A 24,634-nucleotide genomic window follows, 5' to 3' on the forward strand; every position below is an offset into this window, starting at 1 on the left:
CCAACTCGGCCACCCGCTTACGCAGCGCCCGCAGCTCTTCCTGCTCGCTCGTGGAGACGCTGCCCGGCGACGCGGTCTCAGCGCGTTCGGCGGTGCGGACCCAGTTCCGCAGCGTCTCGTGGTTCACCCCAAGCTCGCGGGCGACCTGCCGTAACGGGCGATCCGAGGACCGGGCCAACTCGACCGCATCCTTGCGGAACTGCTCGGGAAACTTCGACGAACCTGACACAGAGACATCCTTGCTCAGGCAACTACTGCCTGGGATCAGGGTGTCCGGTTCACAGGGGCAACCTCAGTGGCTGCCCAACGAACCTGCAGACGGTGCAGGAGTTCTACCAAAGACGTCCGGGACTAGTGTCCGAAAGACGCCCCTTGGGCTCGGTAGGTGACGTCATCTCCGATCGCGCGCGTTGGAACCGGCGGCGTGGCCAAGCCGTTTCGACGTCGGCATTTAAGCCGGCGCTTCAGCGGACCAGTTCCAGTCGCAGCACTATAGACTCTGGCGGTACCGCCGGTTCCCACTCGGCAGCTACGGATCGTAGTGTCCGCGATGTGCGGTGGGTTCCCAGGAATTCCCGGCATCAGCGCGTGGATCCAAGACCGCAACGCACGTCCGGTTGCGTCTCGGTCAGATCTTCTCTGCTGAGGTTTGCTTGCCTGGCAGGACGAAGGACGCCAGCAGGGCCACCGCCGAGATCGCCGTTGCCACCACCAGGGCCATTGTGAAGCCTGCCGGGTCCGTTGCGCCTTCCGGGGTTCCCTGGGCTGCGAGGCCCGAGAGGACTCCGATGCCTACGGAGGCTCCGAGGTTGAACATTGTTGCGTTTAGGCCTGGGAGGATTCCTGGGGACTCCTTGGGGGCATAGATCACTCCCATTCCGTTCAGGGCCGTTGCTGCGCACGCCGCGTAGGACACACCCATCAGCGCTACCAGGGCGAACAGGAGCCAGGGGGACTTCACTGCGAATACCGTTGCCGCGATCAGCGCCAGGTTTCCCACCAGGCCGATTCTCAGCATTTTTCGGTAGCCGATCTTCGGTGCCAGGGTTCCCGCTAGGGGCGCCAGGACCCAGCCCGCCAGGGCGTAGGGCATCAGGAACATCAGCGCCGTTGTCGTGCCGTCGTAGCCGAAGCCCGCCGTCGCGTTCTGGGCCAGCGTCGGGTACACGAACGTCAGGACCGCGAAGATCGACGCCATCGTGCAGAACGTCGTCACCAGCAGGCCCCAGACGCCTCGGCTGCGCAAGGCCGCCAGGGGCAGGAGCGGGTCTGCTTGGCCTCGTTCCACCAGCCAGAACACCACCAGGAGCACCACGCCCGCCGCCAGGCATGCCAGTGGCCACGGGGCGAACCAGCCCAGCGTCGGGCCGAGCGAGAGCCAGGCGTTCAGGCCCAGCAGTGCCAGGCAGATCACCGCCGCGCCCTTCCAGTCCATTCGGGTGCCCGTGCGCTCCGAGTCCGGGACCCAGGCTCCGATCATTACCACCGCGATCACCTCCAGGGCGAAGGTGAAGCCGAAGATGCCCCGGAAGCCGATCGTGTCCGTGATGACTCCGCCCAGCAGCGTGTCCACGCCCGCGACGCCGCTGTTCACCGCCGTCAGGATGCCCAGGTAGCGGCCGAACTGCTTGGTCGGCAGGATGTCGCGCAGCGTCAGGATGCCGAGGGAAATCGTTGCGCCGCAGGCACCTTGCAGCGCCCGGCCGACCATCAGCACCTCGACGTTCGGCGCGATCGTCGCGATCAGGCTGCCCGCCGCCATCACCGCGATCGAACCGAACAGCGCGCGGCGGCGGCCGATGATGTCGCTGTAGCGGGGCAGCACCACGCCCGCTAGGCCCGCCACGAACAGGAACACCGTCGCCGTCAGGCCGATCGTGCCGACGTCCGTGTTCAACGACGTCGTCATGTTGTCGATGGCCGGCGACAGCATGGTCGCGTTCATCTGGAAGCTGGCCACCGCCACCAGCAGGGCCGTGAGCACCAGTGGCGGGCGGGCCGCGACGCGCGGCGGGGCAGTTGCAGTCATCTCAGCGCTCTCGCTCGTGAAGCCCGGGCGGTCAGGCGATTTCGCGGGCCGGGGTGGTCTTCGTGGCCAGCAGGCCCTTGATGTAGCCGAAGAACGCTTCGGCGTCGATCTCCTCGACGACCGTCGCGTTCGCCTCCAGGCCGTGGACTCCCCAGGACATCGCCGCGTAGCCGCGGGTCAGCTCACCTGCCGTCTCCACGTCGACGTGGTAGCGGGCGCTGCTGCGGATCAGCTCGGGGTGCAGGAGGACCGCCGCCGTCAGCGAGTCGGGGTGGGTGGTGCCGTCGATGCCGACGCTGCGGTCGAAATCCAGCGTCGCCGCGCAGACCCGGGTGAAGAAGTCCGACAGCGGGGTGCCCAGCGCTGCGATCTCGTCCAGCGCCGGCTGCGTGAACACCGCCTGGTCCAGGGTGAGCGGCGCCCACGGGACCACGACGATCTCGAAGCCCGCCGCGAACACCGTCTTGGCCGCCTCCGGGTCGACGTAGAAGTTGAATTCGGCCGATGCGGTGATGTTGCCGCGGGCGTTGTTGGAACCGCCCATCACGTAGAGGGTTTTGACGTTCTGGACGAAGTCCGGGTCCTTCACGACGGCCGTCGCGATGTTGGTCAGCGGGCCGATCGCGACGATCGACAGCTCGCCGGGATTCTCCGTGGCCAGCCGGAGCAGCGCGTCCACCGCGTGCTCGGATTCCGGGTCGCAGTCCGTCATGTCCATCGCCAGGCCGCCCGCGCCGTCACCGTGCACGTTCTCCGCGCTCTCCCACGCCCGGACCATCGGGCGGCGGCAGCCGAGGTGGATCGGGACCTCGCCGAGCCGTCCGGCGACGTTGCAGGTCAGGTAGGCGTTGCGGACCTGGTGGCCGAAGTCGACGTTGCCGGCGACCATCGTCACGGCGCGCAGGTCGGCTCGGGGGTCGAGGAGGCCCGCGAGCAGGGCGATGCAGTCGTCCTGGGCCGTGTCGGTGTCGATCACCAGTGGGATGCGCTCAGGCATGACGTCTCCAGTGCGGCCATTGTTCACGTCTTTGTTCACTTGGCAAAGCCGGATGTACTGTAAATCTGCCCTGTGGACCCGTCAATCGGGGCCTACCGGACTCACATATGTACACTTTTGTACACAACAGGGAGGTGTCATGCGGATCGCGGTTGTCGGCAGCTACGGCACGGGAATGACCATGCGCACCAGCCGGATGCCCGGGCGCGGGGAGACGCTCAGCGGGGCCGCCTTCTCGCTCGGCCCCGGCGGCAAGGGGTCGAACCAGGCCATCGGCGCCGCGCGGCTGGGCGCGGAAGTCGCGCTGCTGACCGCGGTCGGCGACGATGTGCTCGGCGCGCAGGGCCGCGAGCTGTGGCGACACGAGGGCGTGGACGCGAGCGCCGTCGTCACCGTCGACGCCGCGACCATGACCGGCGTGATCCTCGTCGAGGACGACGGGGAGAACCGGATCATCGTCGCGCCCGGCGCCCTCGACCTGCTCCGCCCTGTGCACGTCGACGGCTTCGCCGACACCATCGCCGCCGCCGACCTGCTGATGGTCTGCAACGAGATCCCCGCCGACGTGGTCGTTGCCGCGGTGCGGACCGCCGCCGACCGCGGCACCCGGGTGCTGTTCAACCCGGCCCCGGCCCGCGACCTGCCCCAGGACGCCGCGGACCTGGTCGACCTCCTCACCCCGAACCTCACCGAGGCCCAGGTGCTGACCGGCCTGGACACCACCGACCCGGACGCCCTGCTGGACGCGCTGCGCGAGCGGTTCTCCTCGACCATCGCGCTGACCTGCGGCACCGACGGCGCCTACGTGGACGACGGAACCGATCGCACGCACATCTCGCCGGTCCGGGCGGCTCGCGTCGTGGACACCACCGGCGCGGGCGACGCGTTCAACGCCGCCTTCGCCGTCGCGTGGTGCCGCGGCTGGGACCTGCGCCGCGCCGCCCGCTACGCCGCCGCGGCCGGGGCTTTCGCCGTCGCCCACCACGAGGTGATCCCCGGCCTGCCCCATTCCGAAGATCTAGGGCCTGCTTTATAAGCGGCGTGAGCCGCTTGCGGTGTGGGACTCAGCTCGCACCGCCGCGGGTTCACGATGCCCACCCCTGCCGGGGTTCTCCCAGCGAGGACAGCCCCAGCGCCGCGTATTGGACATACATAAGTCGGGGATCCCGGAGTCGAGAAGGCCGCTGAGGTTCCGCCACCCGCACCGCTACGCAAACCACCGTTGGAACACTCGCTAGACGAAAGGTGATCGACGTGCCCAGTTACTCGGCCGACCGACCGGCTTCCCTCGCACCGTTCATCCAGCACACCGCCATCGACATCGGCATCACTCGCGAGGACATGATCCGGCACTGCGAGGAGGCCGTTCGCTTCGGCTTCAACGCCGCGATGGTCCCGGCGTCGTGGGTTCCGCTGGTCGCCGAGCGGCTGCGCGGCACCGGCGTGCAGGTCGCCAGCGCCCTGGACTTCCCCACCGTCGGCTCGATGACCTCCGCAGGCAAGGCCGCCGAGGCTCGTGCCATCGCCGAGGCCGGCGCCGACCAGCTGGACATGGGCGTGCAGGTCGGCTGGCTGCGCAGCGGCATGGAGCAGGAGTTCCGAGACGACATCGCCGGCGTGGTGGAAGCCGCCGGGATCCCCGTGAAGGTCATGCTGGAGCTGCCGAAGTTCACTGCTGCCGAGCGGGAGCGCGCGGTCGAGCTGGCGATGGACGCCGGGGCTGCCTACCTGAAGAACGCCAGCAGCGGGGCGGTCGAGATCGCCAACCCGGACAGCATCGCCTACCTGGTCGAACGCGCCCGGCCGGGCATCGCGGTCAAGGCCTCGGGCGGGATCAAGTCCGTCGAGCAGGCGGTTTCGCTGCTCGACGCGGGCGCGTCGCTGCTGGGCACCAGCGCCGGCATCGCGATCGTCACGGGCGGCGAGGCCGCTTCGTCATACTGAGTCGTGATCGTCGAAGGCGCGCAACACCGGGGGTTCAGGTGACGGAGGCCGACACGTCGCGCATCTCGCGCGACGCACCCGAGCCGCTGCACGTGCAGATCGCGGCGGTGTTCCGCGATGACATCCTCGGTGGGCAGTGGCCGGCGCACTACAAGCTGCCGCCGGAGCCCGCGCTCGCGGAGCAGCTGGGGGTCAGCCGCGGCACGTTGCGGAAGGCGCTGGCCGTCCTCATCGAGGAGGGGCTGCTCAGGCAGACCCGCGGCCGCGGCACGTTCGTCACCGCGGGCGTGCTGGAGCCGCGGATCGCGCAGCGGCTGCACTCGCTGTCCGAGGACTTCCGCGCGCAGGGATTCGCGCTGGACGTCCAGGTGATCGGCGCCCGGCTGGAGGGCCTGCAGATGACCGTGCAGGCCCTCCTCGGCGCGCCGCCCGGCACGCCCGGGCTCAAGCTGGTCCGGATCTTCCGGGGCGCGCAGGGGCCGCTCGCGTACCTGGTCAACTGGGTGCGTGCGGACCTCTGCCCCGGCATCGAGAAGGTCGACTTCGAGCGGCATTCGCTGTTCGACGTGCTGGAGGAGTCCTACGGATTGCCGGTCGCCGAGGGCCGGCGGACCTTCAGCGCCGAACCCGCCCGCGAGGACGTCGCGGAGGCCTTGGAGGTCCCGGCGGGCACGCCGTTGCTGTACCTGGAGCAGGTGACCTACACCCGCGACGGCCAGGCCGTGGAGTACTCGGACGTGTGGATCAACAGCACCGCGGTGAAGGTCACCTCGCTGCTGACCCGCTGAGCCCCGGCCAGGCGAAGGGTTCGAGCCACTCGTCGAGCGGCGCGTCGACCAGCCGGTTCGCCAGCGTGGACATCGTGTAGGCACCGATGCCGAGGACCACTTCGAGCGCGTTGCGGGTCGTGTAGCCGTGCGCCAGGAATGCTTGCAGCGCTGCGGGTTCCACCGCCCCGGACCGCTCCACCACCTGGACCGCGAACTCCCGGATAGCCGCCAGGCGCGGATCGTCCAGCGGTCCGCCGTCGCGCAGCGCGGCGATGGTCCCGGGGCTGGCGCCCATGGTGGTCAGCTTGGCGGTGTGCATCGCGACGCAGAGGTGGCACTCGTTGCGGGTGGCGATCGTGAGGATCACCGTCTCGCGGGCCAGCGGGTCCAGCGTGGTCGCCTCGAACATGGCGCTGAGCTTGAGGAATCCGTCGAGCAGGTGCGGCGATTCGGCCAGCCGCCCGATCGCGGCCGGCAGGTGGCCGAGGCGCTCGGCCGTCGCCGCCATGGCCCGCCGCGAGGCCGCGGGCGCGGATTCCACCGAGTGGTCGGTGAACATGTCAGGTTCCCCCGTTCCAGGCGGCGTCACCCGCCACCTAGGATCGACAACATGGTTGTCGAAAAGGTAAACCAGGTTGTCGAATATGGCAACGACTGAATCGCGCGGATTCGAGCTGCCGCTGCTGCTGTTCGCGGGATTCCGCTCGCTGATCGACCAGCTGCACGCGGAGCTGGCCGCACAGGGGCATCCCGAGGTGCGCCCGGCGCACGGATTCGCCCTGCAGGCGATCGGGCGCGACGGCGCGACGGCCAGCGAGCTGGGCCGCAGGCTCGGCATCTCCAAGCAGGCCGCGGGCAAGACCGTGGATCGCCTGGCGAGCCTCGGCTACGTCGAGCGGGCCGATGACGCGGCGGACGCGCGCCGGAAGCTGATCCGGCTCACCGACCGGGGCGTCGACGTGCTCGCCCGCTCGGCGGCGATCTTCGAGTCGCTCTGGTCGCAGTGGGCGAAAACCCTTGGCACGCAGCGGCTTCGGGAGCTTGAGTCGGACCTGCGCACCATGGCGCCGGCGGAGACGTTCCGCCTCGACGTTCCGGGGTGGTTCGGCACGTCGGTGTGAGTGAACGGCCCGTTCGCGCCGCCTATCGAAGCGAACGGGCCGTTCACTCACACCCAAAGAAGGTTTTCATGTGGACAGGACCTGTCCTAAACGGCTCCTAGGGTTGTGGTCACGACGACCTCGAAGGAGACGAGACATGGCGATCTACGTGCTGGTTCCCGGCGCCTGCCACGGCGGATGGTGGTACGAGCAGCTGGCCGCGGAGCTGCGCGACGAGGGGCACCGGGCGTACCCCATGACGCTGACCGGTCTCGGCCCGCAGGCCGCGCCGACCGGCGCGGTCAACCTGGACACGCACATCGACGACGTGGTGCGCCTGCTGGAGGAGGAGAACCTGCGCGACGTCGTCCTGTGTGGACACAGCTACGGCGGGATGGTGATCACCGGGGCCGCCGACCGGGTGCCGGAGCGGATCGCGTCGCTGGTCTACGTCGACGCCTTCGTGCCGCAGGACGGCGATTCGGTGATGTCGCTGACCGACGACCACTGGCACCAGTGGTACATCGGCGGCTCGGCGGGCGACGGCTTCTCGGTCGCGCCGCTGCCGGTGCTGAGCCCGCGCGCGACGCCGCACCCGCTGGCCACGCTGGTGCAGGGCATCCGACTCACCGGTGCGCTGGACCGGATTCCGCGCCGCGAGTACGTGTTCTGCTCCGAGTTCGAGCACACCCCGTTCGCCTCGACCTACGAGCGCCTGCGGAACGATCCGGCGTGGCACGTCCGGTCGCTGCCGATCGGGCACAACATCATCGGCGACGCCCCGGACGACTTCCGCAAGATCCTCCTCGACGTGGCCTAGGCACGGAATATTCGCTGGTCAGGACCCGTGTGTGTTTTGTGCTGCTGCAGCAACACAAAACACACACGGGCCCGTCGCTCACCGGAGCCGGCCGAGGATCATTCGCCGGCGATCTTGAAGCCCGCCTTCCGGGCCGCCTTGGCGATCTTCTTGTCCGGATGCTGGTCGCCGATCAGGGCCAGGACCTCGCGGACGTCCGGGTGCTCCAGGCGCCACATCTCCTCGAAGACCGCCGGCTCCTGCCCGGCCGGCACGGTCTCCGCGAGCACGTCGGGCAGCTCCTCCGGGTCGACCGAGTCGAGCGCGGCCGCGAGCATGTCGGTGAGCAACCGCGCCGCGTCGGCCACCGTCGATTCGAGCTCCTCGGACGGATTCAGCTGGTGCAGCGTCACCTTCGCGTAAGGCCGGAGCATCGGCTCGTCCAGGGCCTCCTGCCACCGCTGCGTCGCGGTCGCGGCGTGCGGCCCCGCGATGGAGACCGCGATCATCCGGTCTTCCGCCTCGCCTTCCGCCGCGGCGGTCAGCAGGTCGTCGGTGGCGGCGACGGCTCCGCGCGCCTCGAACCAGGCGTCGGTTTCCGCGTCCAGCTCCTCGTCGGTCGCGCCCTTGGCGAAGTCCACCAGGTCGAAGGCGGCCATCTCCTCGACCGGCGGCAGCAGCGGAACCTCGACGCCGCCGTCGGTCAACGCGCCGCCGAAGGTGTACTGGCCGAGCGGGGTGAGGCGGGCGATGTCCCCTTCCATCGTCACCGCGCCCAGGTCGGCGAGGACCGCCAGCAGCCGCTCCGCCGGGTCGCCGCAGTTCGCGATCCAGTTGTCCCACGCGCTGTCGGAAGTGGTCTCGTCCACGGCGATATCGCGGATCATGTCCCGCAGCTCGGCGACGGGCGCGCCTTCGCTGCGGGCCAGGAACAGCGACACCATCGCGTAGTAGGCGACGTCCTCCAGGTCGAGGTCGGCGCACTCGTCCTGGAAGATCTCCTCCAGCAACAGCCCCAGCGCGTCCGCCCAGACGTCCAGCACCGCTTGGTCGTCGCCGTCCGGCCAGTCGTCGACACTGGGGCCGACCTCGACGATTTCCGTTGAGGGGCCGATGAATTCCAGCTCGGCCGCCCACTCCCACAGCCGCTCCAGCTCCGGGATGTCCGCCATGCCCTCCACGGCGTCCGGAACCGCGAAGCCGAGCGCCTCGGCGGCGGCGATGGCGTCGGCGGTGCTCAGCGCGCCGGCCTGGATCGGGCAGGCGACCGTGCGGACCGCCAGCCGCCGGGCCCGGTCCAGCAGCGGGCTCTGCCGCGCCGCGGCGGCGAGCTCTTCGTCCGACGGCAACCGCAGCGGCGGCAGCCGGTCCGGCAGCCCGAGCTCCTCGCGGAGGTCGTAGGGCTGCTCGTCGGGCGGGGCCGTCGCGACCTCGGCGAACCGCGGCTCGATCTCGTCGACCTTCCGCCGCAGGTCGTCGACCTGTCCCGGCTCGATCCGGCCGGTGTCGCCGGCGAAGGTCAGCAGTTCGCGGAGCGTCGCGAGCACCTCGGTCAGGTCCTCGTCCTCCTCCACGGCGACCTTCGCGGGGAACTGCTCCAGCAGCAGCTCCTCGAGATCGTCCGGGCGCAGTTCGCCGAGTTCGGGCAGGCCAACGTGCTCGTACAGCAGCCGGAGCAGGATCTCGGCGTCATTGCTGTTCCCCTGCACCGGTTGTGCCTGCTTTTCGGCCCACTCCGCCAGTTCTGGCAGCAGGCTGTCGACCGGATCGCGCTCCATGCTGAAAGCGTAACGACCCGGGCACCAGCGCGAAGGCAGTGGTCGGCTCGAACCGCTCCCCGACGGTAAAGCCGCGCCGGATGCATCCGCCTACCGCGGGCGGTAGGCGCGCAGGAACACCTCGACGCCGGCGGTGACGATGGCGTCGACCGCTCCCTCGTCGATCGGCTGCGCGCCCCAGAAAGTCAGGCTCTGCACCTCCCCGGCGGCCAGGAGCACGAAGTGCACCGCCGCCCGCCGCGGGTCGTCGATCTGCAGCAGCCCCTTGTCGCTCAGCTCCGCCAGCCGCCGGGCCAGATCGGCCTGCACCCGGTGCGGCCCGGTCTCCTGCCACGCCGCCAGCACCTCCGCCGGGATGTGCCCGACGTCGGCGTTGATCTGCCGCACCAGGGCGAAGTGGGCGCCGAACTCGGCCATCGCGGCGATGAGGGCATGTCCGAGGCCGATCAGGTCCGATCGCAGGTCGACGATCTTGCCGAGGTGCCGGTCGAGGTCGGCCAGTTGCGCGTCCCGGACCACCGCCGCGCTCTCCAGGATGACCGCGCGGAACAGCTCGCCCTTGTCCGCGAAGTGGTTGTAGATGGTGCGGGTCGACACCTCGGCCGCCTTGGCGATCGTGTCGATGCTGGCGCGCGTGTAGCCGTCCCGGCCGAACACCTCGCGGGCCCCGTCGATGATCGCCCGACGCTTCTCCGGGCCACGCCGCGAGACGTTTTCCCTGCTCATCAATACCCTTCCGCCAAAGTACAACGTTCATTGCATTAAGTGCATTACATGTTGTACTTTACCATCGCGCCGCTTCCGGAGCGCCAAACCACGAGGAGTGGAACATGTCCGCACTGCGCTTGGCCGTGATCATCGGGACCAACCGCGAGGGCCGCTTCGGCCCGACCGTCGGCGACTGGTTCACCCGGCAGGCCCGGGAGTTCGGCGGCCTCGACGTCGACGTCATCGACCTGGCCGAGATCGACCTGCCCGCCACCCTCGACTTCGGCGCCCGGCCGGTCGTCGAGCTGGCCGGGCGGCTGGCCGCCGCCGACGCCTACGTCGTCGTGACCCCCGAGTACAACCACAGCTTCCCGGCCGTGCTGAAGCACGCGATCGACCTCTACCGCGAGGAGTGGCAGGCGAAGCCGGTCGGTTTCGTCTCCTACGGCGGGATGGGCGGCGGCCTGCGCGCCGTCGAGCAGCTGCGGCTGGTCTTCGCCGAACTGCACGCGACGACCGTCCGCGAAACGGTCAGCTTCCACAACGCCTGGGAGCGCTTCGACGAGACCGGCGCCCCGGTCGACGAGGGCTGCAACGAGGCCGCCAAGGGCATGCTCGGCCAGCTCACCTGGTGGGCGCGCGCCCTGCGCGCCGCCCGCGCCGCCGAGCCGTACGCCGCGTGATCCACCGGAGTTCTCCCGTGCAGAACAAGCTCACCCTGGTGGTCGTGCTGCTCGGCTACCTGGTCCTGCCGATGTCGATGTCCGGCACGACCGTGGCGCTGCCCCAGATCGGCGCCTCGCTCGACGCCTCCGGCGGCGCCCTGCAGTGGGTGGTGACCGGCTACTTCCTCACCGCCTCGTCGTTCATGCTCGTCGCCGGCTCGACCGGCGACCTGTTCGGCAGGCGCCGGATCTACCGGGCCGGCGCCGCGGTCTACGCGCTCGGCAGCCTGGCCGCCGCGCTCACGCCGGGCATCCTGGTGCTCGACGTGGCCCGCACGCTCACCGGCGTCGGGGCGGCGGGCGTGATGGCGGGTGGCGGCGCGATCCTCGCGTCCACGTTCACCGGGACCGAGCGGACCAGGGCGTTCGCCGCGATGGGCACGACCGCGGGCCTGGGCATGGCGATCGGCCCGACGCTGGCGGGCTGGCTGGTCGGCGAGCTCGGCTGGCGCGCGACGTTCGGCACCTTCGCGGCCGCCGGAATGCTCCTGCTGGCAGGCACTTTCGCGATGGCCGAGTCGCGGGCCGACCGGCGCCCGCGGGTGGACTGGGGCGGCGCGGTGACCTTCATCGCCGGGCTCGCCTCGGTGATGCTCGCGATCACCCAGAGCTCGCGGGCCGGCTGGACGAGCCCGCTGGTGCTGGGCCTGCTCGCCGCGGGCGGCGCGCTGCTGGCGCTGTTCGCGGCCGTCCAACGGCGCAGCGCGCATCCGGTGCTGGACCTGACCCTGCTGCGCAACCGGCGGTTCGTCGGCTGGCTCACCTCGGGCGTCGTGATGGTGCTGGGCTTCGGCGGGATGATGTCCTACCTGCCCACGTTCCTGCAGGGCGCGAACGGGATGTCGGCGCGGGACGCCGGGCTGATCATGCTGATGTCGACGGCGCCGACGCTGTTCATGCCGCTGCTCGGCGGGCGGCTGGTCAACCGGGGCGTCTCGCCGCACGCGCTGATCACCGCCGGGCTGCTGCTGATCGCGGCGGGCAACGCCTGGCTGACCGTGCTGCACCCCGGGATCGGCGCGGGCGGGCTGCTCGGCCCGCTGCTGACGGTCGGCGTCGGGATCGGCCTGGCCACCGGCCTCATCGACGCGCAGGCGATGAACCAGGTCGCCCAGTCCCGGACCGGCATGGCGGCGGGCCTGCTGAACACGATCCGCGGCGGCTCCCAGACGCTTGTGCTCGCGCTGTTCGGTTCGGTGCTGATCAGCCTGCTGACCGGCCGCGTCGGCGACCAGGCCGGGAAAGTGGCGACCGGGGAGCTGGCCGCGGCGCAGCACGACTTCCTGGCCGCCCAGCTCAGCGATGCCTGGCAGGTCCTGCTCTGGGCGATCGCGGCGGTCACCGCGCTCGGCGCCCTGGCGGTCGCGGCCCTGCTCGCCCCGGCCCGCGAACCAGCCCGGCACGCGGTCCCGCAAGCCAGCTGACCGTTCCTCGCGGCATGCGGGTGACCGGAGCGGACGTTAGATTGCGGCGCGAAACCGGCATTCGAGGAGCAGCCACGATGACCAGCCCGGATTCCCCGCGGATCACGACGTTCCTGATGTTCGAGGGCAAGGCGGAGGAGGCGATGAACTTCTACACCTCGCTGTTCGAGGACAGCGAGATCCTCGACATCACCCGCTACGGCGCCGACGGCCCCGGCGACGAGGGCACCGTGCAGCTCGCCACGTTCACGATCCTCGGCCAGCAGTTCATGTGCATCGACAGCCACGTGTCGCACGCCTTCACCTTCACGCCGTCGATGTCGCTGTTCGTCAACTGCCGCACGGAAGCCGAGCTCGACGGCGCCTACGCGGCGCTCATCGAGGGCGGCGCAGCGCTGATGCCGCTGGGCTCCTACGGCTTCAGCCCCAAGTTCGGCTGGGTGAACGACCGCTTCGGCGTCTCCTGGCAGCTGAACCTCCCCGGCTGACGGCCCGGGATCACCGCTGGAGCGCGCAATGGAAAACTATTGCGGGAGAAGCCGTTCTAGCGGATGGGATGCTTATGACGATCGTCGGCAGCGAGCGCGTCAGCCGGACCGAAGAGGCGTTGGCCGTGCTGCGGGCGGACGTGCGCGAGTTGACCGCGAGCGTTGATGCCGCCGTGCTGCGCCCGGCCGACGAGTCCGTGCTCAGCCACGCCGATCGGGCCCGGATCGCGCTGCGCGTCGCGCTGGTCAACGAACACCAGGAGTACGCGGACGAGCTGGCCGCACAGCTCGATTCGCTGGCCGGGGACGGCGCCGCCGAGGCGGTCCTCGACGTCGAGCGCTGGTCCGAGCTTCCGGAGGCGCTGCAAGCGCTGCTCGCGCACTGCGAGCAGGTCGCGCTGGACCCGGCCGATGCGGGATTCGACGAGATCACCGCGCTGCGGGCGCACGGGTTCAGCTCCGCGCAGGTGGTGGCTGCGGCGCAGATCGTCGCGTACGTCAGCTACCGGGTCCGGTTGCTGCTCGGGTTGTCGCTCGTCGAGGAGGCCGGCGACGGGCCGGTTCCCGACGGCCCGGTGAACACCATCGAGGCCGGGGCCACCGCCGACGGCTGCGAACTCCCCGCACCCGCCGAGGCGTTCCGGGCACTGCGCTGGGTTCCGTGGGTCGAGCCGGCGGACGCGCCGGAGGAGTCCGCCGGGGCGCAGTGGACGCAGTTCTACCTGACGCTGCGGCACGATCCGCAGGTGTTGGCGGAGCGCACCGCGCTGCACAACGCGATCATGAGCGGTGCCGGCGCCCTCGACCCGGCCGACCGCGAGCTGGCCGCGCTCGCCACGTCGCTGATCACGGGCTGCGAGTACTGCGCCGGGGTGCACGGCCGTCGCCAGGTGCAGTTGTCGGGCGACGAGGTCACTGCCGTGGCGCTGGCGGAGGCGGGCCCGGCGGCGGTGGCGGATCCGCGCCGGCGCGCCATCGTCGACACCGCGGGTGCCCTCGCCCCCACTCCGGCGGCGCTGTCCGCCGCCGACATCCGCCGCCTGCACGCCGTCGGCCTCAGCGCCGACGACGTCCGCGACCTCGTGGCGGTCTCAGCGATGTTCACCTGGGACAACCGGCTGCTGATGACCCTCGGCAACGCCGCCCGACCCCGATAACAGCCTCGTTTCCGCTGTTCAGGTCCCGTGCGCGTTTTGTGCTGCTATCGCAACACAAAACGCGCACGGGTGTTTACCAGGCGAAACGGAGCCTCAGCCGGTTTCGACCGGCGGATCGTAGGCGCGCAGGGGCGGCGGCGGATCCTCGTGGCGCCGGACCTCGACCCGGGTCAGTTGGCCCGTGCAGCCCTGGGCCAGGCTCGAAGTTCCGATGTCCCGCGTCACCGCGTTCGGGTTGCCGTGGATGCAGGTCGCGACCTCGGGCGCGCTCGGGTCGAACCAGGCGCCGGTCGAGAGCTGGACCACGCCGGGTCGCACCTCGTCGCTGATCAGCACCGCCGCGAGGGCGCTGCCCGTGGCGCTCACAACCCGCGCGATATCCCCTGTGGACAGTCCTCGCGCCGCCGCGTCGGCGGGGTGGACGCGCATCGGTTCCCGGTCGTGGACCTTGGAATCCGCGCTGGTCGCGCCGTGGTCGAGCTGGCTGTGCAGGCGGGTCGCCGGGTTGTTCGCGACCAGGAACAGCGGGAACTCGCCCGATCCCGGCGGGACCTGCAGCTCCTCCGGGACCAGCCAGGCCGGGTGGCCGGGGCAGTCGGCGTAGCCGAAGGAGTCGATGCGCTGCGAGAACAGCTCGATCCGCCCGCTCGGCGTCGGCAGCGGGTTGCCGACCGGGTCGGCGCGGAACCGGTCGTAGAGGACCTGGTCGTCCGGCTCCCCCGGCAGGTCGAGCCGGCCGATCTCCCAGAACTGCGCGAAGTCCAGGCCCGGATCGAAGTTCTGCCGCCACTGCTCGTACATGTGCTCCAGCCAGGCGCGCTCGTCGCGGCCCTCGGTGAACTCCGGCGCCAGCCCGAGCTTGTCGGCCAGGGCGGCGAAGATCTCGAAGTCCGACCGGGCCTCCCCGAGCGGCGGAACCACCTGGCGCATGGCGACCAGCGCGCGATCCTCCCTGGCACAGCCCAGGTCGTTGCGCTCCAGCGTGGTCGTGGCCGGGAACACGATGTCGGCGTGCCGCGCCGTCGCCGTCCAGAACGGGTCGTGCACGATGACCGCCTCGGGGCGGTTGAACGCCTCCGCGAGCCGCGTCAGGTCCTGGTGGTGGTGGAACGGGTTCCCGCCGGCCCAGTACACCAGCCTGATGTCCGGGTAAGTGCGCCGCTCGCCGTCGTACTCGTACTCCTGCCCCGGATTCAGCAGCATGTCCGCGATGCGCGCGACCGGGATGAACTGGCGCACCGGGTTCACGCCCTGCGGCAACTTCGGCAACCGGTACGGCAGCGGGCGCACGCCGATGCCGGCCATCGAGCCGTAACCGTGGCCGAATCCCCCACCGGGCAGGCCGATCTGGCCGAGCACGCACGCCAGCGCGATGCCCGCCCACAGCGGCTGCTCGCCGTGGCGGGCGCGCTGCAGCGACCAGCTCAGCGTCACCATCGTCCGCCGCGTCGCCATGGACTCGGCGAGCCGGACGATCGCCGCCGCGTCGATGCCGCAGATCTCCTCCGCCCACTGTGGACTCTTCGCGGTGCCGTCCGCCGCGCCGGATAAGTACTTCCAGAACTCCTCGAAGCCCTCGCAGTGCGTGCGCAGGAATTCCTCGGCGTGCCAACCACGTTCGATCAGCACGTGGCACAGCGCCAGCATCAGCGCGGCGTCGGTGCCCGGCACCGGCGCCAGCCACTCGGCGTCGAGCTCCGCGGCGAGGTCGTCGCGCAGCGGGCCGACCAGCGTGAACCGCGCGCCGCGCGCCCACGCCCGGCGCAGGTGCCCGGCGACCGAATGCCGGCTGATGCCGCCCGAGTTGACCTGCGAGTTCTTCGCCGCGATGCCGCCGAAGCAGACGAAGTGCTCGGTGTGCTCGGCCAGCACCGGCCACGCCGTCGGGCGGCCGATCGGGTCTTCGCTGCCCACGACGTGCCGCAGCAGCGGCGTGGCGGCGCCCAGGCTGTAGGAGTTCACCGAGCGGGTGTAGCCGCCGATGACGTTCAGGAACCGGTGGATCTGGCTCTGCGCGTGGTGGAACCGGCCCGCGCTGCCCCAGCCGTAGGAGCCGCCGTAGATCGCCTCGTTGCCGTGGGTGCGGCGGACCCGGTCCAACTCGCCCGCCGCGAGCTCGACCGCCTCGGCCCAGCTGACCTGCACGTACTCGTCCCGGCCGCGCACGCCCCGGCCTTCCAGCCAGCCCTTCCGCACGTGCGGCGCGAGCACGCGCACCCGTTCGTCGAGCGCTGCGGGCACGTTGCGCAGCAGTGGAGCCGGGTCTGGGTCGCCGGGGTCGGCGATCACGTCCAGGCCGTCCGGCGTGCCGGCCGCGGTGAACAGTCCCCAGTGCGAGCTCTGCTGCCGATACGTGGTCATCTCGGCATCGTCGCAAACACCTGCCCTCCGCTGAAGCCCTGTAGGCGGGATCAGCGGAGGAGGCGGGCGGCGCCGACATCGCGGACGTGGAGAGCCATTCGGCCAGGGACCCGCCGGAGAGGTGGTAGGAGGCGTCGTCGGCGGGGTCGTAGTCCGGGCCGATCAGCCGCGTCCGCGTCGGGGCGGCGAGCAAGGCGCGCACGTCCGCCGGGGCATCGGCGTGCAGGTCGAGCACGTAGGCGGCGAGCACGGCTTCGGCGAAGTCCGCGGGCGGTGCGGGCCCCTCGTGGCCGCTGTGGAAGGTCAACCCGACGGGGACGTATCCGTCGCCGAAGCGTTCGCGCAGGTAGCTGCCGGCGTTGCGGTGGGTCATCGCGCCCGGCGACACCGTGCGCGCCGCACCGTTGACGAGGTGCGCGAAGCCGCCCCTGTAGACGAACTGTGCAAGAGGCACTTTGCGCCCATCTGGACTGTGCATTAAGCCCACTGACGACGAGCTGACCTGGTCTTACGGTTACCGGCTAACACCGACGCCCATCCGAAGGAGCTCGCCATGGCCTCATCCGTCGGGGTCGACGACTACGCGCTCACCCGGGTGCCCGCCGGCGCCCGCTACTCCTGGTGGTCCGTCGCGGTGCAGCGGTTCGGCCAGGTGTCCGCGCTCAGCCAGTTCCTGCTCGGCGCCACCCTCGGCTTCGGGATGACCTTCTGGAACGCCTTCCTCGCGCTGACGCTCGGCGCGGTGATCCTGGAGATCGTCGCGATCTTCGTCGGCATCATCGGCGCCCGCGAGGGCCTGTCCACCTCGATGCTGGCCCGCTGGACCGGCTTCGGCCGCGCCGGGTCCGCGCTGATCGGCCTGGCCATCGCGATCAGCCTGATCGGCTGGTTCGGCATCCAGTCGGCGGTGTCCGCCAAGGGCCTGGTGGCGCTGGTCGGCGGGCTGCCGGAATGGGGTTGGGCGCTGGTGTTCGGGCTGATCGTCACCGCCGTCGTGCTGCGCGGGTTCGGCTCGATGGCCTGGGTCGCCTACGTGACCGTGCCGGCCTTCCTGGTCCTGGTCGGCTGGTCGATCGGCGTGGAGCTCTGGCAGCACGACATCGGCGCGCTGATGGCCTCCGCCCCACCTGGCCCGCAGCTGTCGCTGCTGGAGGGCACAACGCTGGTGGCAGGCGGTTTCATCACCGGCGCGGTGATCACCCCGGACATGACCCGCTTCAACCGCTCCGTCGGCGACGTGGTCAAGCAGACGCTGGTCGGCATCACCCTCGGCGAGTACGTGATCGGGCTGGCCGGGGTCCTGCTCGCGCACGCCGTGCGGTCCGCCGACATCACCACCATCGTCACCTCCTCGGTCGGCTGGGTCGGCATCCTGGTGGTCGTCGCCGGCACCGTGAAGATCAACGACTGGAACCTGTACTCGTCCGGGCTGGGCCTGGTGAACTTCGTCGGCACGGTCTTCGGCAAGAGGCTCGACCGCGGCGTCGCGACCGCGATGTTCGGCCTGATCGGCAGCGTGCTGGCGGCCGTCGGCATCCTCGACCAGTTCACCGGCTTCCTGACCGTGCTCGGCGTGGTGTTCCCGCCGATCGGCGGGATCATGGTCGCCGAGTACTTCATCGTGCGGCGCTGGCGGGGCGAGCTGGAGGCGTCGCGGGCGCTGGGCGAGATCCCGGCCTCCGCGCCGAACTGGGTGCCCGCCACGCTGGTCGTCTGGCTGGTCGCCTCGCTGGTCGGCGGGTTCGTCGAGATCGGCCTGCCGAGCATCAACTCGCTCGTGCTCGCGTTCGTGCTCTACGTCGTCGCCGGGAAGCTCGGCCTCGTCCGCGGCGTCGGCAGCACCCGTACCACCGCCGAGGTCGTGAGCGCTGACGCCGGTTAGAACCGGACTCAGCACTCACGACACCAACCCAGACAAGGAGTTCCGACTTGCGCATCGGCATTGACGTCGGCGGCACCAACACCGACGCCGTCCTGCTGGACGGCACCTTGGTGCTCGCCGCGGTGAAGATGAGCACCACCACCGATGTCACCTCCGGGATCGTCGCGGCCATCGACGGCCTCCAGCGGCAGCACGCCTTCGATCCGGCCGGCGTGCGGGCGGTGATGATCGGCACCACGCACTTCATCAACGCCCTCGTCGAGGCCCGCCGCCTCGCCCCGACCGCCGCGGTGCGGCTCAGCCTCCCCGCGGGCGCGTCGCTGCCGCCGATGGTGGACTGGCCGCAGCGGCTGGTGGACGCCGTTTCCGGGCGCAGCTACCTGTGCCACGGCGGGCACGAGTTCGACGGCAGGCACATCGCCGAGCTCGACGAGGCCGAGCTGCGCAAGGCCATCGACGACATGGGCCGCAACGGCATCCGCAGCGTCGCGATCACCTCGGTGTTCTCGCCCGTCAACCACGAATTCGAGCAGCGCGCAGCGGAGCTCATCGCCGCGGAGCTGCCGGACGTGGCGATCTCGCTGTCCCACGAGATCGGCCGGATCGGCCTGCTGGAGCGGGAGAACGCCACCGTCATCAACGCCGCGCTGCGCGAGCTCGCGGCCAACATCGTGGACGGCCTGGCCGCGTCGGTGACCGGCGCCGGCATCACCGCCCCGCTCTACCTGAGCCAGAACGACGGCACCCTGATGGACGTCGACTTCGCCCGCCGCTACCCGGTGGCGACGTTCGCCTCCGGCCCGACGAACTCGATGCGCGGCGCCGCCGTGCTCTCCGGCCTGGACACCTGCGCGGTGGTCGACGTCGGCGGCACGACCAGCGACGTCGGCGTGCTCAACCAGGGCTTCCCCCGCGAGGCGACCACGGCGGTCAGCGTCGCCGGGATCCGCACCAACTTCCGGATGCCGGACGTGCTGTCGATCGGCATCGGCGGCGGCAGCCTGGTGCTCGGCGAGCCGTCGGCGGTGACCGTCGGGCCCGAGTCGGTGGGCTACCGGCTGACCTCGAAGGCGCTGGTGTTCGGCGGCGACACGCTGACCGCGACGGACATCGCGGTGGCGGCCGGGCGCGCCGAGATCGGCGACCCGGAGCTGGTCAAGCACCTGGACCGCGACCTGGTGCGGGCCGCGCTGGAGCGCATCGCCGCGGACAACGCCGACGCGGTCGAGCGGATGCGGACCTCGGCGGAGCCGCTGCCGGTGGTCGCCGTCGGCGGCGGTTCGGTGCTGCTGCCGGACGAGCTCGGCGACGCCGGCGAGGTGCACCGGCCGGAGAACTACGCGGTGGCCAACGCCATCGGGGCCGCGATCGCGCAGATCGGCGGCGAGGTGGACCGGGTGTACGCGATCGAGCCGGGCCGCCGCGAGTCGGTGGTCGACGAGGCAAAGCAGGAAGCGATCGACCGGGCGGTGGCGGCGGGCGCGAGTCCGTCCACAGTGGACATCGTGGACTTCGACGAGGTGCCGATCCCGTACCTGCCGGGCAACGCGACCCGGATCCGGGCGAAGGCCGTCGGCGACCTGCAACTGGGGGTGTGAGCATGCGCGAGATCACGCTGTCCGACCTGGACGACATCGCCCGCGGCGCTGCCATCCTGGGCACCGGTGGCGGCGGCGACCCGCACATCGGCCGGCTGCTGGCCGCCGCCTCGGTGCGCGAGCACGGCTCGGTTTCCCTGACGCCGCTGGAAGAAGTACCCACGGACGCCGCGGTGCTGCCGGTGGCGATGATGGGCGCGCCGACCGTGATGGTCGAGAAGCTGCCGTCGATCGAGCAGATCGGCCTGGCGGCCCGCACCCTCGCCGACTACCTCGGCCGCGAGCTCACGCACATCGCGTGCGCCGAGGCGGGCGGGGTCAACTCGCTGATCCCGGTCGCCGCCGCCGCGCAGCTGGGCCTGCCGCTGATCGACGGCGACGGCATGGGGCGCGCGTTCCCCGAGATCCAGATGGTGCTGCCGACGCTGTACGGCATCGAGGCCACCCCGATGGCCATCGCCGACGAGAAGGGCAACCGCGGCGTGCTGGACACGGTGGACAACCACTGGGCCGAGCGGCTGGCGCGCAGCGCCACCATCGACATGGGCTGCTCGGCGATGATCAGCACGTACGCGATGACCGGCCAGCAGGCCCGCGACTCGCTGGTGCCGGGCACCCTGACGCTCTGCGCCGAGCTGGGCCGCCTGGTGCGCACCGCGCAGGCCGAGCACGCCGATCCGGCGGACGCGGTCGTCGCGCGGCTGGGCGGGCGGCGGCTGTTCACCGGCAAGGTCGTCGACGTTTCGCGGCGCACCGTCTCGGGCTTCGCGCGCGGCGACGCGCGGCTGACCGGCATGGACGCCGACAGCGGCAGCGAACTGGTGCTGCGGTTCCAGAACGAGCACCTGGTCGCCGAGCGCGACGGCGCCGTCCTGGCCTCGGTGCCGGATCTGATCTGCACGCTGGACCGGGAGTCCGGCGAGGCCGTCACCACCGAAGCGCTGCGCTTCGGCCAGCGGATCGCGGTCATCGCCGCGCCAGCCGATCCGCGCTGGCACACCCCGGCCGGCCTGGAGCTGGCCGGGCCGCGCTACTTCGGCTACGACATCGACCCGGTGGGGGTCGCGCGGTGAGCTGGCAGCTGACCGAGGAGCACCTCGAAGATCTGGCCCGCGGCGCGGCACTGCTGGGCACCGGTGGCGGCGGCGACCCGTACGTGGGCCGCCTGCTAGTGCAGCAGGCGATCCGCGAGTCGGGGCCGATCACGGTGCTCGATCCGTCCGAAGTGGACGATGATGCGCTGGTGATCCCGACGGCGCAGATGGGCGCGCCCACGGTGGTGCACGAGAAGATCCCCAGCGGCGCCGAGCCGGTGTCGGCGCTGCGCGCGCTGGAGTCCTACCTCGGCGCCGAGGCGAGCGCGACCATGCCGATCGAGTGCGGCGGGATCAACTCGATGATCCCGCTGGTGGTGGCCGCGCGCACCGGCCTGCCGGTGGTGGACGCCGACGGCATGGGCCGGGCGTTCCCGGAACTGCAGATGGAGACCTTCGGGGTCTACGGCGTGCCGGGTTCGCCGATGGCGGTGGCCGGGGAGCGCGGCGAGACGGCGGTGATCGACGCCGGCGACGACAACGAGCGGATGGAGTGGCTGGCGCGCGGCATCACCATCCGGCTGGGCGGCGTCGCGCACATCGCCGAGTACTCGATGAGCGGCGCGGACGTGAAGCGCACCGCGATCCCGCGCACGCTCACCCTGGCGCACACCGTCGGCAAGGCCATCCGCGAGGCGCGGGAGGGCAACGGCGATCCGATCGCGCACCTCGGCGAGGTCCTGGCGGACACGCTGTACGGGAACCTGCGGGTGCTGTTCCGGGGCAAGGTCTCGGACGTGGAGCGGCGCACCGAGGCCGGGTTCGCCCGCGGGCGCGCGGCGGCGACGTCCTTCGACGGCGAGCACAAGCTGGAGCTGGAGTTCCAGAACGAGAACCTGGTGGCGCTGGTCGACGGCGAGGTGCGGTGCGTGGTGCCGGACCTGGTGTGCGTGCTGGAATCCGAGCAGGCGGAGCCGATCACCACCGAAACCCTGCGCTACGGCCAGCGGGTCGCGGTCATCGGCATCTCCACCCCGGACCTGATGCGAACCCCGGAAGCCCTGGCGGTCTTCGGCCCGGCGGCCTTCGGCCTCCCCTACGACTTCCGCCCCGTGGAAGACCTCGTCGATCCCTGATCCCCAGTTTCAATTGAAACTGGGGATGGACCGGTGCCCGGGTGACGGCGGGGCCGTCCGCGCTGGATCTTCGCTGGTGGGGCAGGCTGTGGGGCATGCGCATCGGTCTGCCGGACGTGCCCGCGCTGGAGCGGGGCGTTTCGCTGCTCGGCTCCGGTGGCGGCGGCGACACCGTCACCGGCGCCGCGCTGCTGCGCAACCGGCTCGCCGCCGGTCACCGGGTGGCGCTCACCCCGGTCGGCGAGCTCGGCGCCGATGCGCAGGTGGTGCCGATCGGCGTGGTCGGCGCGACCGCCGTGTTCGCCGAGAAGCTGCCCAGCGGGGCGGAGTTCGGCGCGGCCATCGCCGCGATCGAGCGGTGGACCGCCCGGCGCGCGGACGCGTTGGTCTCGATCGAGGTCGGCGGGCTCAACGGGGTCCTGCCGCTGGTCGTCGGCGGGCGGCTGGGTCTGCCGGTGGCGGATGCCGATCTGTCGGGGCGCGGCGTGCCCCGGCTGAACCAGCTCTCCGTGGCCGCCGCGGGCAAGGGGCTGACGCCCGCGGCGCTGGCCGAGCCCGGCGGGCAGGTGCTGGTGCTCGCCGAGGCGACCGCCGCCGAGCTGGAGCGCACCGCGCGCGCCTTCCTCGCCGGATCCGGCGGCTGGGCGGTTCTCGCTCTAGCCCCGATCTCCGCAGGCGAGCTGCCGTCGTGCGCGATCACCGGCAGCATGAGCTCCGCGGTTTCCCTTGGCAGGCAAGCACTTTCGGTGGGCGAACGATCCGGTGCCGAGGAGCTGGCGGCGGCCACCGGCGGGCGGGTGATCGGGCTGGGCCGGGTGGTCGAGGTGTCGCGGCGGCCGGGCCCCGGCGAGCACGGCCGGACCGGGTTCGCCCGCGGCAGCGCGACGATCCTGGATCACCGGAGCCGGTCGTTGCTGCGGCTGGAGATGGAGAACGAGTACCTGTTCGCGATGCGCGACGGCGAGCCCGTGGCGTCCACACCGGACGTTCTCGCGGTGCTCGATCGCCGCACCGGCGTGCCGATCGCCTGCGACGTCGTCCGCCAAGGCGTCGAGGTCACCGTCCTGCAGCTGCCCGCCGCGGAGTTCTGGACCGATCCGCGGCGCCTGCCGGTGCTGGAGCCGCGCGCCTTCGGCATCGACTGCGATCCGATCCTGATGGAGGCGCGGCGATGAGCATCAGCGTGCGCCGGCTGCTCGCACTGCCGGAGTGGCGCGAGTCGGTGGGCGTGCTGGCGGGCGACGTCGAGCGCGTCGTGCGGCTGGCGCGGCCGATGGCGCCCGACCGTCCAGTCGAGCCGGGCGAGCTCGTCGTGCTGGTCCAGCCGATACCGGCCACCGACTGGCGCATCGACGCCCTGCTCCGCCGGGTCGCCGACGGCGGCGGCGCGGGCGTGCTGCTGCCTGCCGGAGAGTTGCTGGAAACCACCCGGCTGCTCGCCGACCGGCTCGGTATCCCGCTGCTGGCGGCGGCCGCATCGCCGCTCGACCTGCTGATCTCCGCCCGGCTCCTGCTGGCGGCTCCCGCGCTCGACCGCGCGGACCTGGTGCTGGCGACCCACGAGGCGCTCGGCTCGCGCATCCGCACCCCCGAGGAGATCGTCGCGACGTTGACGGGGCTGCTGGACGCGCCGGTCGCGTTGCTCGATGACAGCGGCGCGCTGCTCGCCGGAAAACTCCCCCACATCAACGAAGTCCGCGTGCACGAGCCGGTTCCGCAGCGCATCAAGCTCGACTACAGCGTGCTGCTCGCGCACCCGGTGCTGCTCCCCGACACGGCTCGGCCGACGCTCTGGCTGGCCACCGAGCTCCCTGACGCCAACGCGGCGCGCGCCGACATCGTGCCGCCGGCTCTGTCGGTCGCCGCCGCGGCGGTCCAGCGCTGGCTGCTCGCCAACCGGCTCGAACTCGAACGCGACGCCCGGTCCCGGGCCGCGCTGCTGAGCGACCTGCTGCGGCTGGACGACGAGCCGACCGCCGACCTGCGCCGTCGCGCGGCGGACGCGGGCTGGGGACTCGGCGGCTGGCACGTCGGCATCCGGATCGGCACCCAATCCACAGTGGACACGGTTGCGCGCGGCCGGGAAGTGGAGCGGGTGCTGCACGCCGAAGGCGTCGACGCGGTGGTGATCGAGCACGGCGACGGCTGGACCGGCTGGGTCACCTTCGACCAGGAGCCGACGGCCGACCGGGTGCGAGCGCTGGCCGCCCAGCTGCGCGCCGCCACCCACGAGCTGCAGCGCACGCTGGACGCGCACATGGGCGTCGGTCGCCCGCACCCGCGGGCGGACGGGCTGGCGACGACGATCGCCGAGGCCACCGACGCCGCGCGGATGGCCAGGACCCGCCCGGAGTCCGGCCGGTTCCTGCACGTCGACCAGCTCGGCATGGCCCAGCTGCTGCTGGAGTGGACCCGCACGGACACCTTCGAACCGGCGGCCCGCGCCCTCATCGCCCCGCTGCGCGGCCAACCCGGCGACCTGATCCGGACCCTGGCGACCTACCTGGACGCGGAGTCGTCGATCGCGGAGACGGCGGCGGTGCTCGGCGTGCACCGCAACACGGTCGCGGCCCGCATCGAACGGATCGAACGCCTCCTCGCGGTCGACCTGAGCCACCGCGACGAGCGCCTGGCCCTGCACCTGGCCTGCCGCGCGGTCACCCTCGCCGAGGGCTAGGCCCCGTCACTCGTGAGCACCTTCGGG

At 71.4% G+C, this 24,634-nt stretch carries 22 protein-coding genes and 1 pseudogene; 15 read left to right on the top strand and 8 right to left on the bottom strand.

Going from position 1 to position 24,634, the window contains the following annotated elements; translation table 11 throughout:
• From BLW84_RS29785 to BLW84_RS29795, 3 genes are all read right to left on the bottom strand, one after another.
• Nucleotides 1–229, bottom strand: a 229-nt coding sequence (locus BLW84_RS29785; protein ID WP_143061150.1) for a transposase, incomplete at its 3' end; no start/stop codon positions are given.
• A 399-nt stretch (nt 230–628) separates the two neighbouring features.
• A complete protein-coding gene (locus BLW84_RS29790; RefSeq protein WP_093271942.1) occupies nt 629–2,029 on the bottom strand; it encodes an MFS transporter in 1,401 nt (466 codons plus the stop codon).
• A 31-nt stretch (nt 2,030–2,060) separates the two neighbouring features.
• A complete protein-coding gene (locus BLW84_RS29795; RefSeq protein WP_093271944.1) occupies nt 2,061–3,026 on the bottom strand; it encodes a nucleoside hydrolase in 966 nt (321 codons plus the stop codon).
• A 139-nt stretch (nt 3,027–3,165) separates the two neighbouring features.
• On the opposite strand from BLW84_RS29795, the gene BLW84_RS29800 reads away from it, so the two are divergent.
• The 3 genes from BLW84_RS29800 (at nt 3,166) to BLW84_RS29810 (ending at nt 5,758) form a co-directional block, all read left to right on the top strand.
• Entirely contained in the window at nt 3,166–4,062 is an 897-nt protein-coding gene (locus BLW84_RS29800; RefSeq protein ID WP_093271947.1) for a ribokinase, read from the top strand.
• A gap of 218 nt (nt 4,063–4,280) precedes the next feature.
• The gene (gene deoC / locus BLW84_RS29805) at nt 4,281–4,970 is read left to right on the top strand and encodes a deoxyribose-phosphate aldolase (RefSeq protein ID WP_218157515.1); all 690 of its coding nucleotides are present in this window, start codon (nt 4,281–4,283) and stop codon (nt 4,968–4,970) included.
• Between the two features lie 38 nt (nt 4,971–5,008).
• Complete coding sequence (locus tag BLW84_RS29810; protein ID WP_093271949.1) at nt 5,009–5,758, top strand: GntR family transcriptional regulator; 750 nt, start codon at nt 5,009–5,011, stop codon at nt 5,756–5,758.
• On the opposite strand, the gene BLW84_RS29815 is transcribed toward BLW84_RS29810, so the two are convergent.
• The gene (locus BLW84_RS29815; protein WP_093271952.1) at nt 5,736–6,299 is read right to left on the bottom strand and encodes a carboxymuconolactone decarboxylase family protein; all 564 of its coding nucleotides are present in this window, start codon (nt 6,297–6,299) and stop codon (nt 5,736–5,738) included. The genes BLW84_RS29810 and BLW84_RS29815 overlap by 23 nt on opposite strands.
• A gap of 85 nt (nt 6,300–6,384) precedes the next feature.
• On the opposite strand from BLW84_RS29815, the gene BLW84_RS29820 reads away from it, so the two are divergent.
• Nucleotides 6,385–6,861, top strand: coding sequence for a MarR family winged helix-turn-helix transcriptional regulator (locus BLW84_RS29820; protein WP_143061151.1), 477 nt, complete (start codon nt 6,385–6,387; stop codon nt 6,859–6,861).
• A gap of 136 nt (nt 6,862–6,997) precedes the next feature.
• Nucleotides 6,998–7,660: an alpha/beta fold hydrolase gene (locus BLW84_RS29825; protein ID WP_093271954.1), complete on the top strand. Its 663-nt coding sequence runs from the start codon at nt 6,998–7,000 to the stop codon at nt 7,658–7,660.
• 98 nt (nt 7,661–7,758) lie between these two features.
• Here the strand turns inward: BLW84_RS29825 and BLW84_RS29830 are convergent, their stop codons facing one another.
• Both BLW84_RS29830 and BLW84_RS29835 read right to left on the bottom strand, forming a co-directional pair.
• Nucleotides 7,759–9,417 (bottom strand): hypothetical protein, encoded by a 1,659-nt coding sequence (locus BLW84_RS29830; RefSeq protein ID WP_093271957.1) that lies wholly within the window; start codon nt 9,415–9,417, stop codon nt 7,759–7,761.
• A gap of 90 nt (nt 9,418–9,507) precedes the next feature.
• The gene (locus tag BLW84_RS29835; protein WP_093271960.1) at nt 9,508–10,143 is read right to left on the bottom strand and encodes a TetR/AcrR family transcriptional regulator; all 636 of its coding nucleotides are present in this window, start codon (nt 10,141–10,143) and stop codon (nt 9,508–9,510) included.
• 104 nt (nt 10,144–10,247) lie between these two features.
• Here BLW84_RS29835 and BLW84_RS29840 point away from each other — a divergent pair, with 104 nt between their 5' ends.
• From BLW84_RS29840 to BLW84_RS29855, 4 genes are all read left to right on the top strand, one after another.
• The gene (locus BLW84_RS29840; protein ID WP_093271962.1) at nt 10,248–10,808 is read left to right on the top strand and encodes an NADPH-dependent FMN reductase; all 561 of its coding nucleotides are present in this window, start codon (nt 10,248–10,250) and stop codon (nt 10,806–10,808) included.
• Nucleotides 10,809–10,825: 17 nt separating this feature from the next.
• Complete coding sequence (locus BLW84_RS29845; RefSeq protein WP_218157516.1) at nt 10,826–12,274, top strand: MFS transporter; 1,449 nt, start codon at nt 10,826–10,828, stop codon at nt 12,272–12,274.
• A 77-nt stretch (nt 12,275–12,351) separates the two neighbouring features.
• Nucleotides 12,352–12,762 carry a VOC family protein gene (locus tag BLW84_RS29850; RefSeq protein ID WP_093271965.1) on the top strand — a complete coding sequence of 137 codons (411 nt, stop codon included), beginning with the start codon at nt 12,352–12,354 and terminating at the stop codon, nt 12,760–12,762.
• A gap of 74 nt (nt 12,763–12,836) precedes the next feature.
• Nucleotides 12,837–13,919, top strand: coding sequence for a peroxidase-related enzyme (locus BLW84_RS29855; RefSeq protein WP_143061152.1), 1,083 nt, complete (start codon nt 12,837–12,839; stop codon nt 13,917–13,919).
• Between the two features lie 93 nt (nt 13,920–14,012).
• Here the strand turns inward: BLW84_RS29855 and BLW84_RS29860 are convergent, their stop codons facing one another.
• Together BLW84_RS29860 and BLW84_RS50420 are read right to left on the bottom strand one after the other, a co-directional pair.
• Nucleotides 14,013–16,280 carry a molybdopterin-dependent oxidoreductase gene (locus tag BLW84_RS29860; protein ID WP_093271970.1) on the bottom strand — a complete coding sequence of 756 codons (2,268 nt, stop codon included), beginning with the start codon at nt 16,278–16,280 and terminating at the stop codon, nt 14,013–14,015.
• Between the two features lie 109 nt (nt 16,281–16,389).
• Nucleotides 16,390–16,758: pseudogene (locus BLW84_RS50420) on the bottom strand (erythromycin esterase family protein); the annotation flags it as partial.
• Between the two features lie 75 nt (nt 16,759–16,833).
• Between BLW84_RS50420 and BLW84_RS29870 the strand changes: the two are divergent.
• The 6 genes from BLW84_RS29870 to BLW84_RS29895 all read left to right on the top strand — a co-directional run bounded on the left by BLW84_RS29870 (nt 16,834) and on the right by BLW84_RS29895 (nt 24,607).
• Nucleotides 16,834–18,162 carry a purine-cytosine permease family protein gene (locus BLW84_RS29870; RefSeq protein ID WP_093271973.1) on the top strand — a complete coding sequence of 443 codons (1,329 nt, stop codon included), beginning with the start codon at nt 16,834–16,836 and terminating at the stop codon, nt 18,160–18,162.
• Nucleotides 18,163–18,209: 47 nt separating this feature from the next.
• On the top strand, nt 18,210–19,760 hold the full coding sequence (locus BLW84_RS29875) for a hydantoinase/oxoprolinase N-terminal domain-containing protein (RefSeq protein WP_093271976.1): 1,551 nt from the start codon (nt 18,210–18,212) through the stop codon (nt 19,758–19,760).
• Between the two features lie 2 nt (nt 19,761–19,762).
• On the top strand, nt 19,763–20,833 hold the full coding sequence (locus BLW84_RS29880) for an S-methyl thiohydantoin desulfurase family protein (protein ID WP_177226764.1): 1,071 nt from the start codon (nt 19,763–19,765) through the stop codon (nt 20,831–20,833).
• On the top strand, nt 20,830–21,930 hold the full coding sequence (locus BLW84_RS29885; RefSeq protein WP_093271981.1) for an S-methyl thiohydantoin desulfurase family protein: 1,101 nt from the start codon (nt 20,830–20,832) through the stop codon (nt 21,928–21,930). The genes BLW84_RS29880 and BLW84_RS29885 overlap by 4 nt, the downstream gene beginning before the upstream one ends.
• A 95-nt stretch (nt 21,931–22,025) precedes the next feature.
• Nucleotides 22,026–23,105 carry an S-methyl thiohydantoin desulfurase family protein gene (locus BLW84_RS29890; protein WP_093271984.1) on the top strand — a complete coding sequence of 360 codons (1,080 nt, stop codon included), beginning with the start codon at nt 22,026–22,028 and terminating at the stop codon, nt 23,103–23,105.
• The gene (locus BLW84_RS29895) at nt 23,102–24,607 is read left to right on the top strand and encodes a PucR family transcriptional regulator (RefSeq protein WP_093271988.1); all 1,506 of its coding nucleotides are present in this window, start codon (nt 23,102–23,104) and stop codon (nt 24,605–24,607) included. The genes BLW84_RS29890 and BLW84_RS29895 overlap by 4 nt, the downstream gene beginning before the upstream one ends.
• Nucleotides 24,608–24,634: the final 27 nt, after the last annotated feature.

The sequence above is a fragment of the Saccharopolyspora shandongensis genome, assembly GCF_900106995.1.
Lineage (GTDB): Bacteria > Actinomycetota > Actinomycetes > Mycobacteriales > Pseudonocardiaceae > Saccharopolyspora > Saccharopolyspora shandongensis.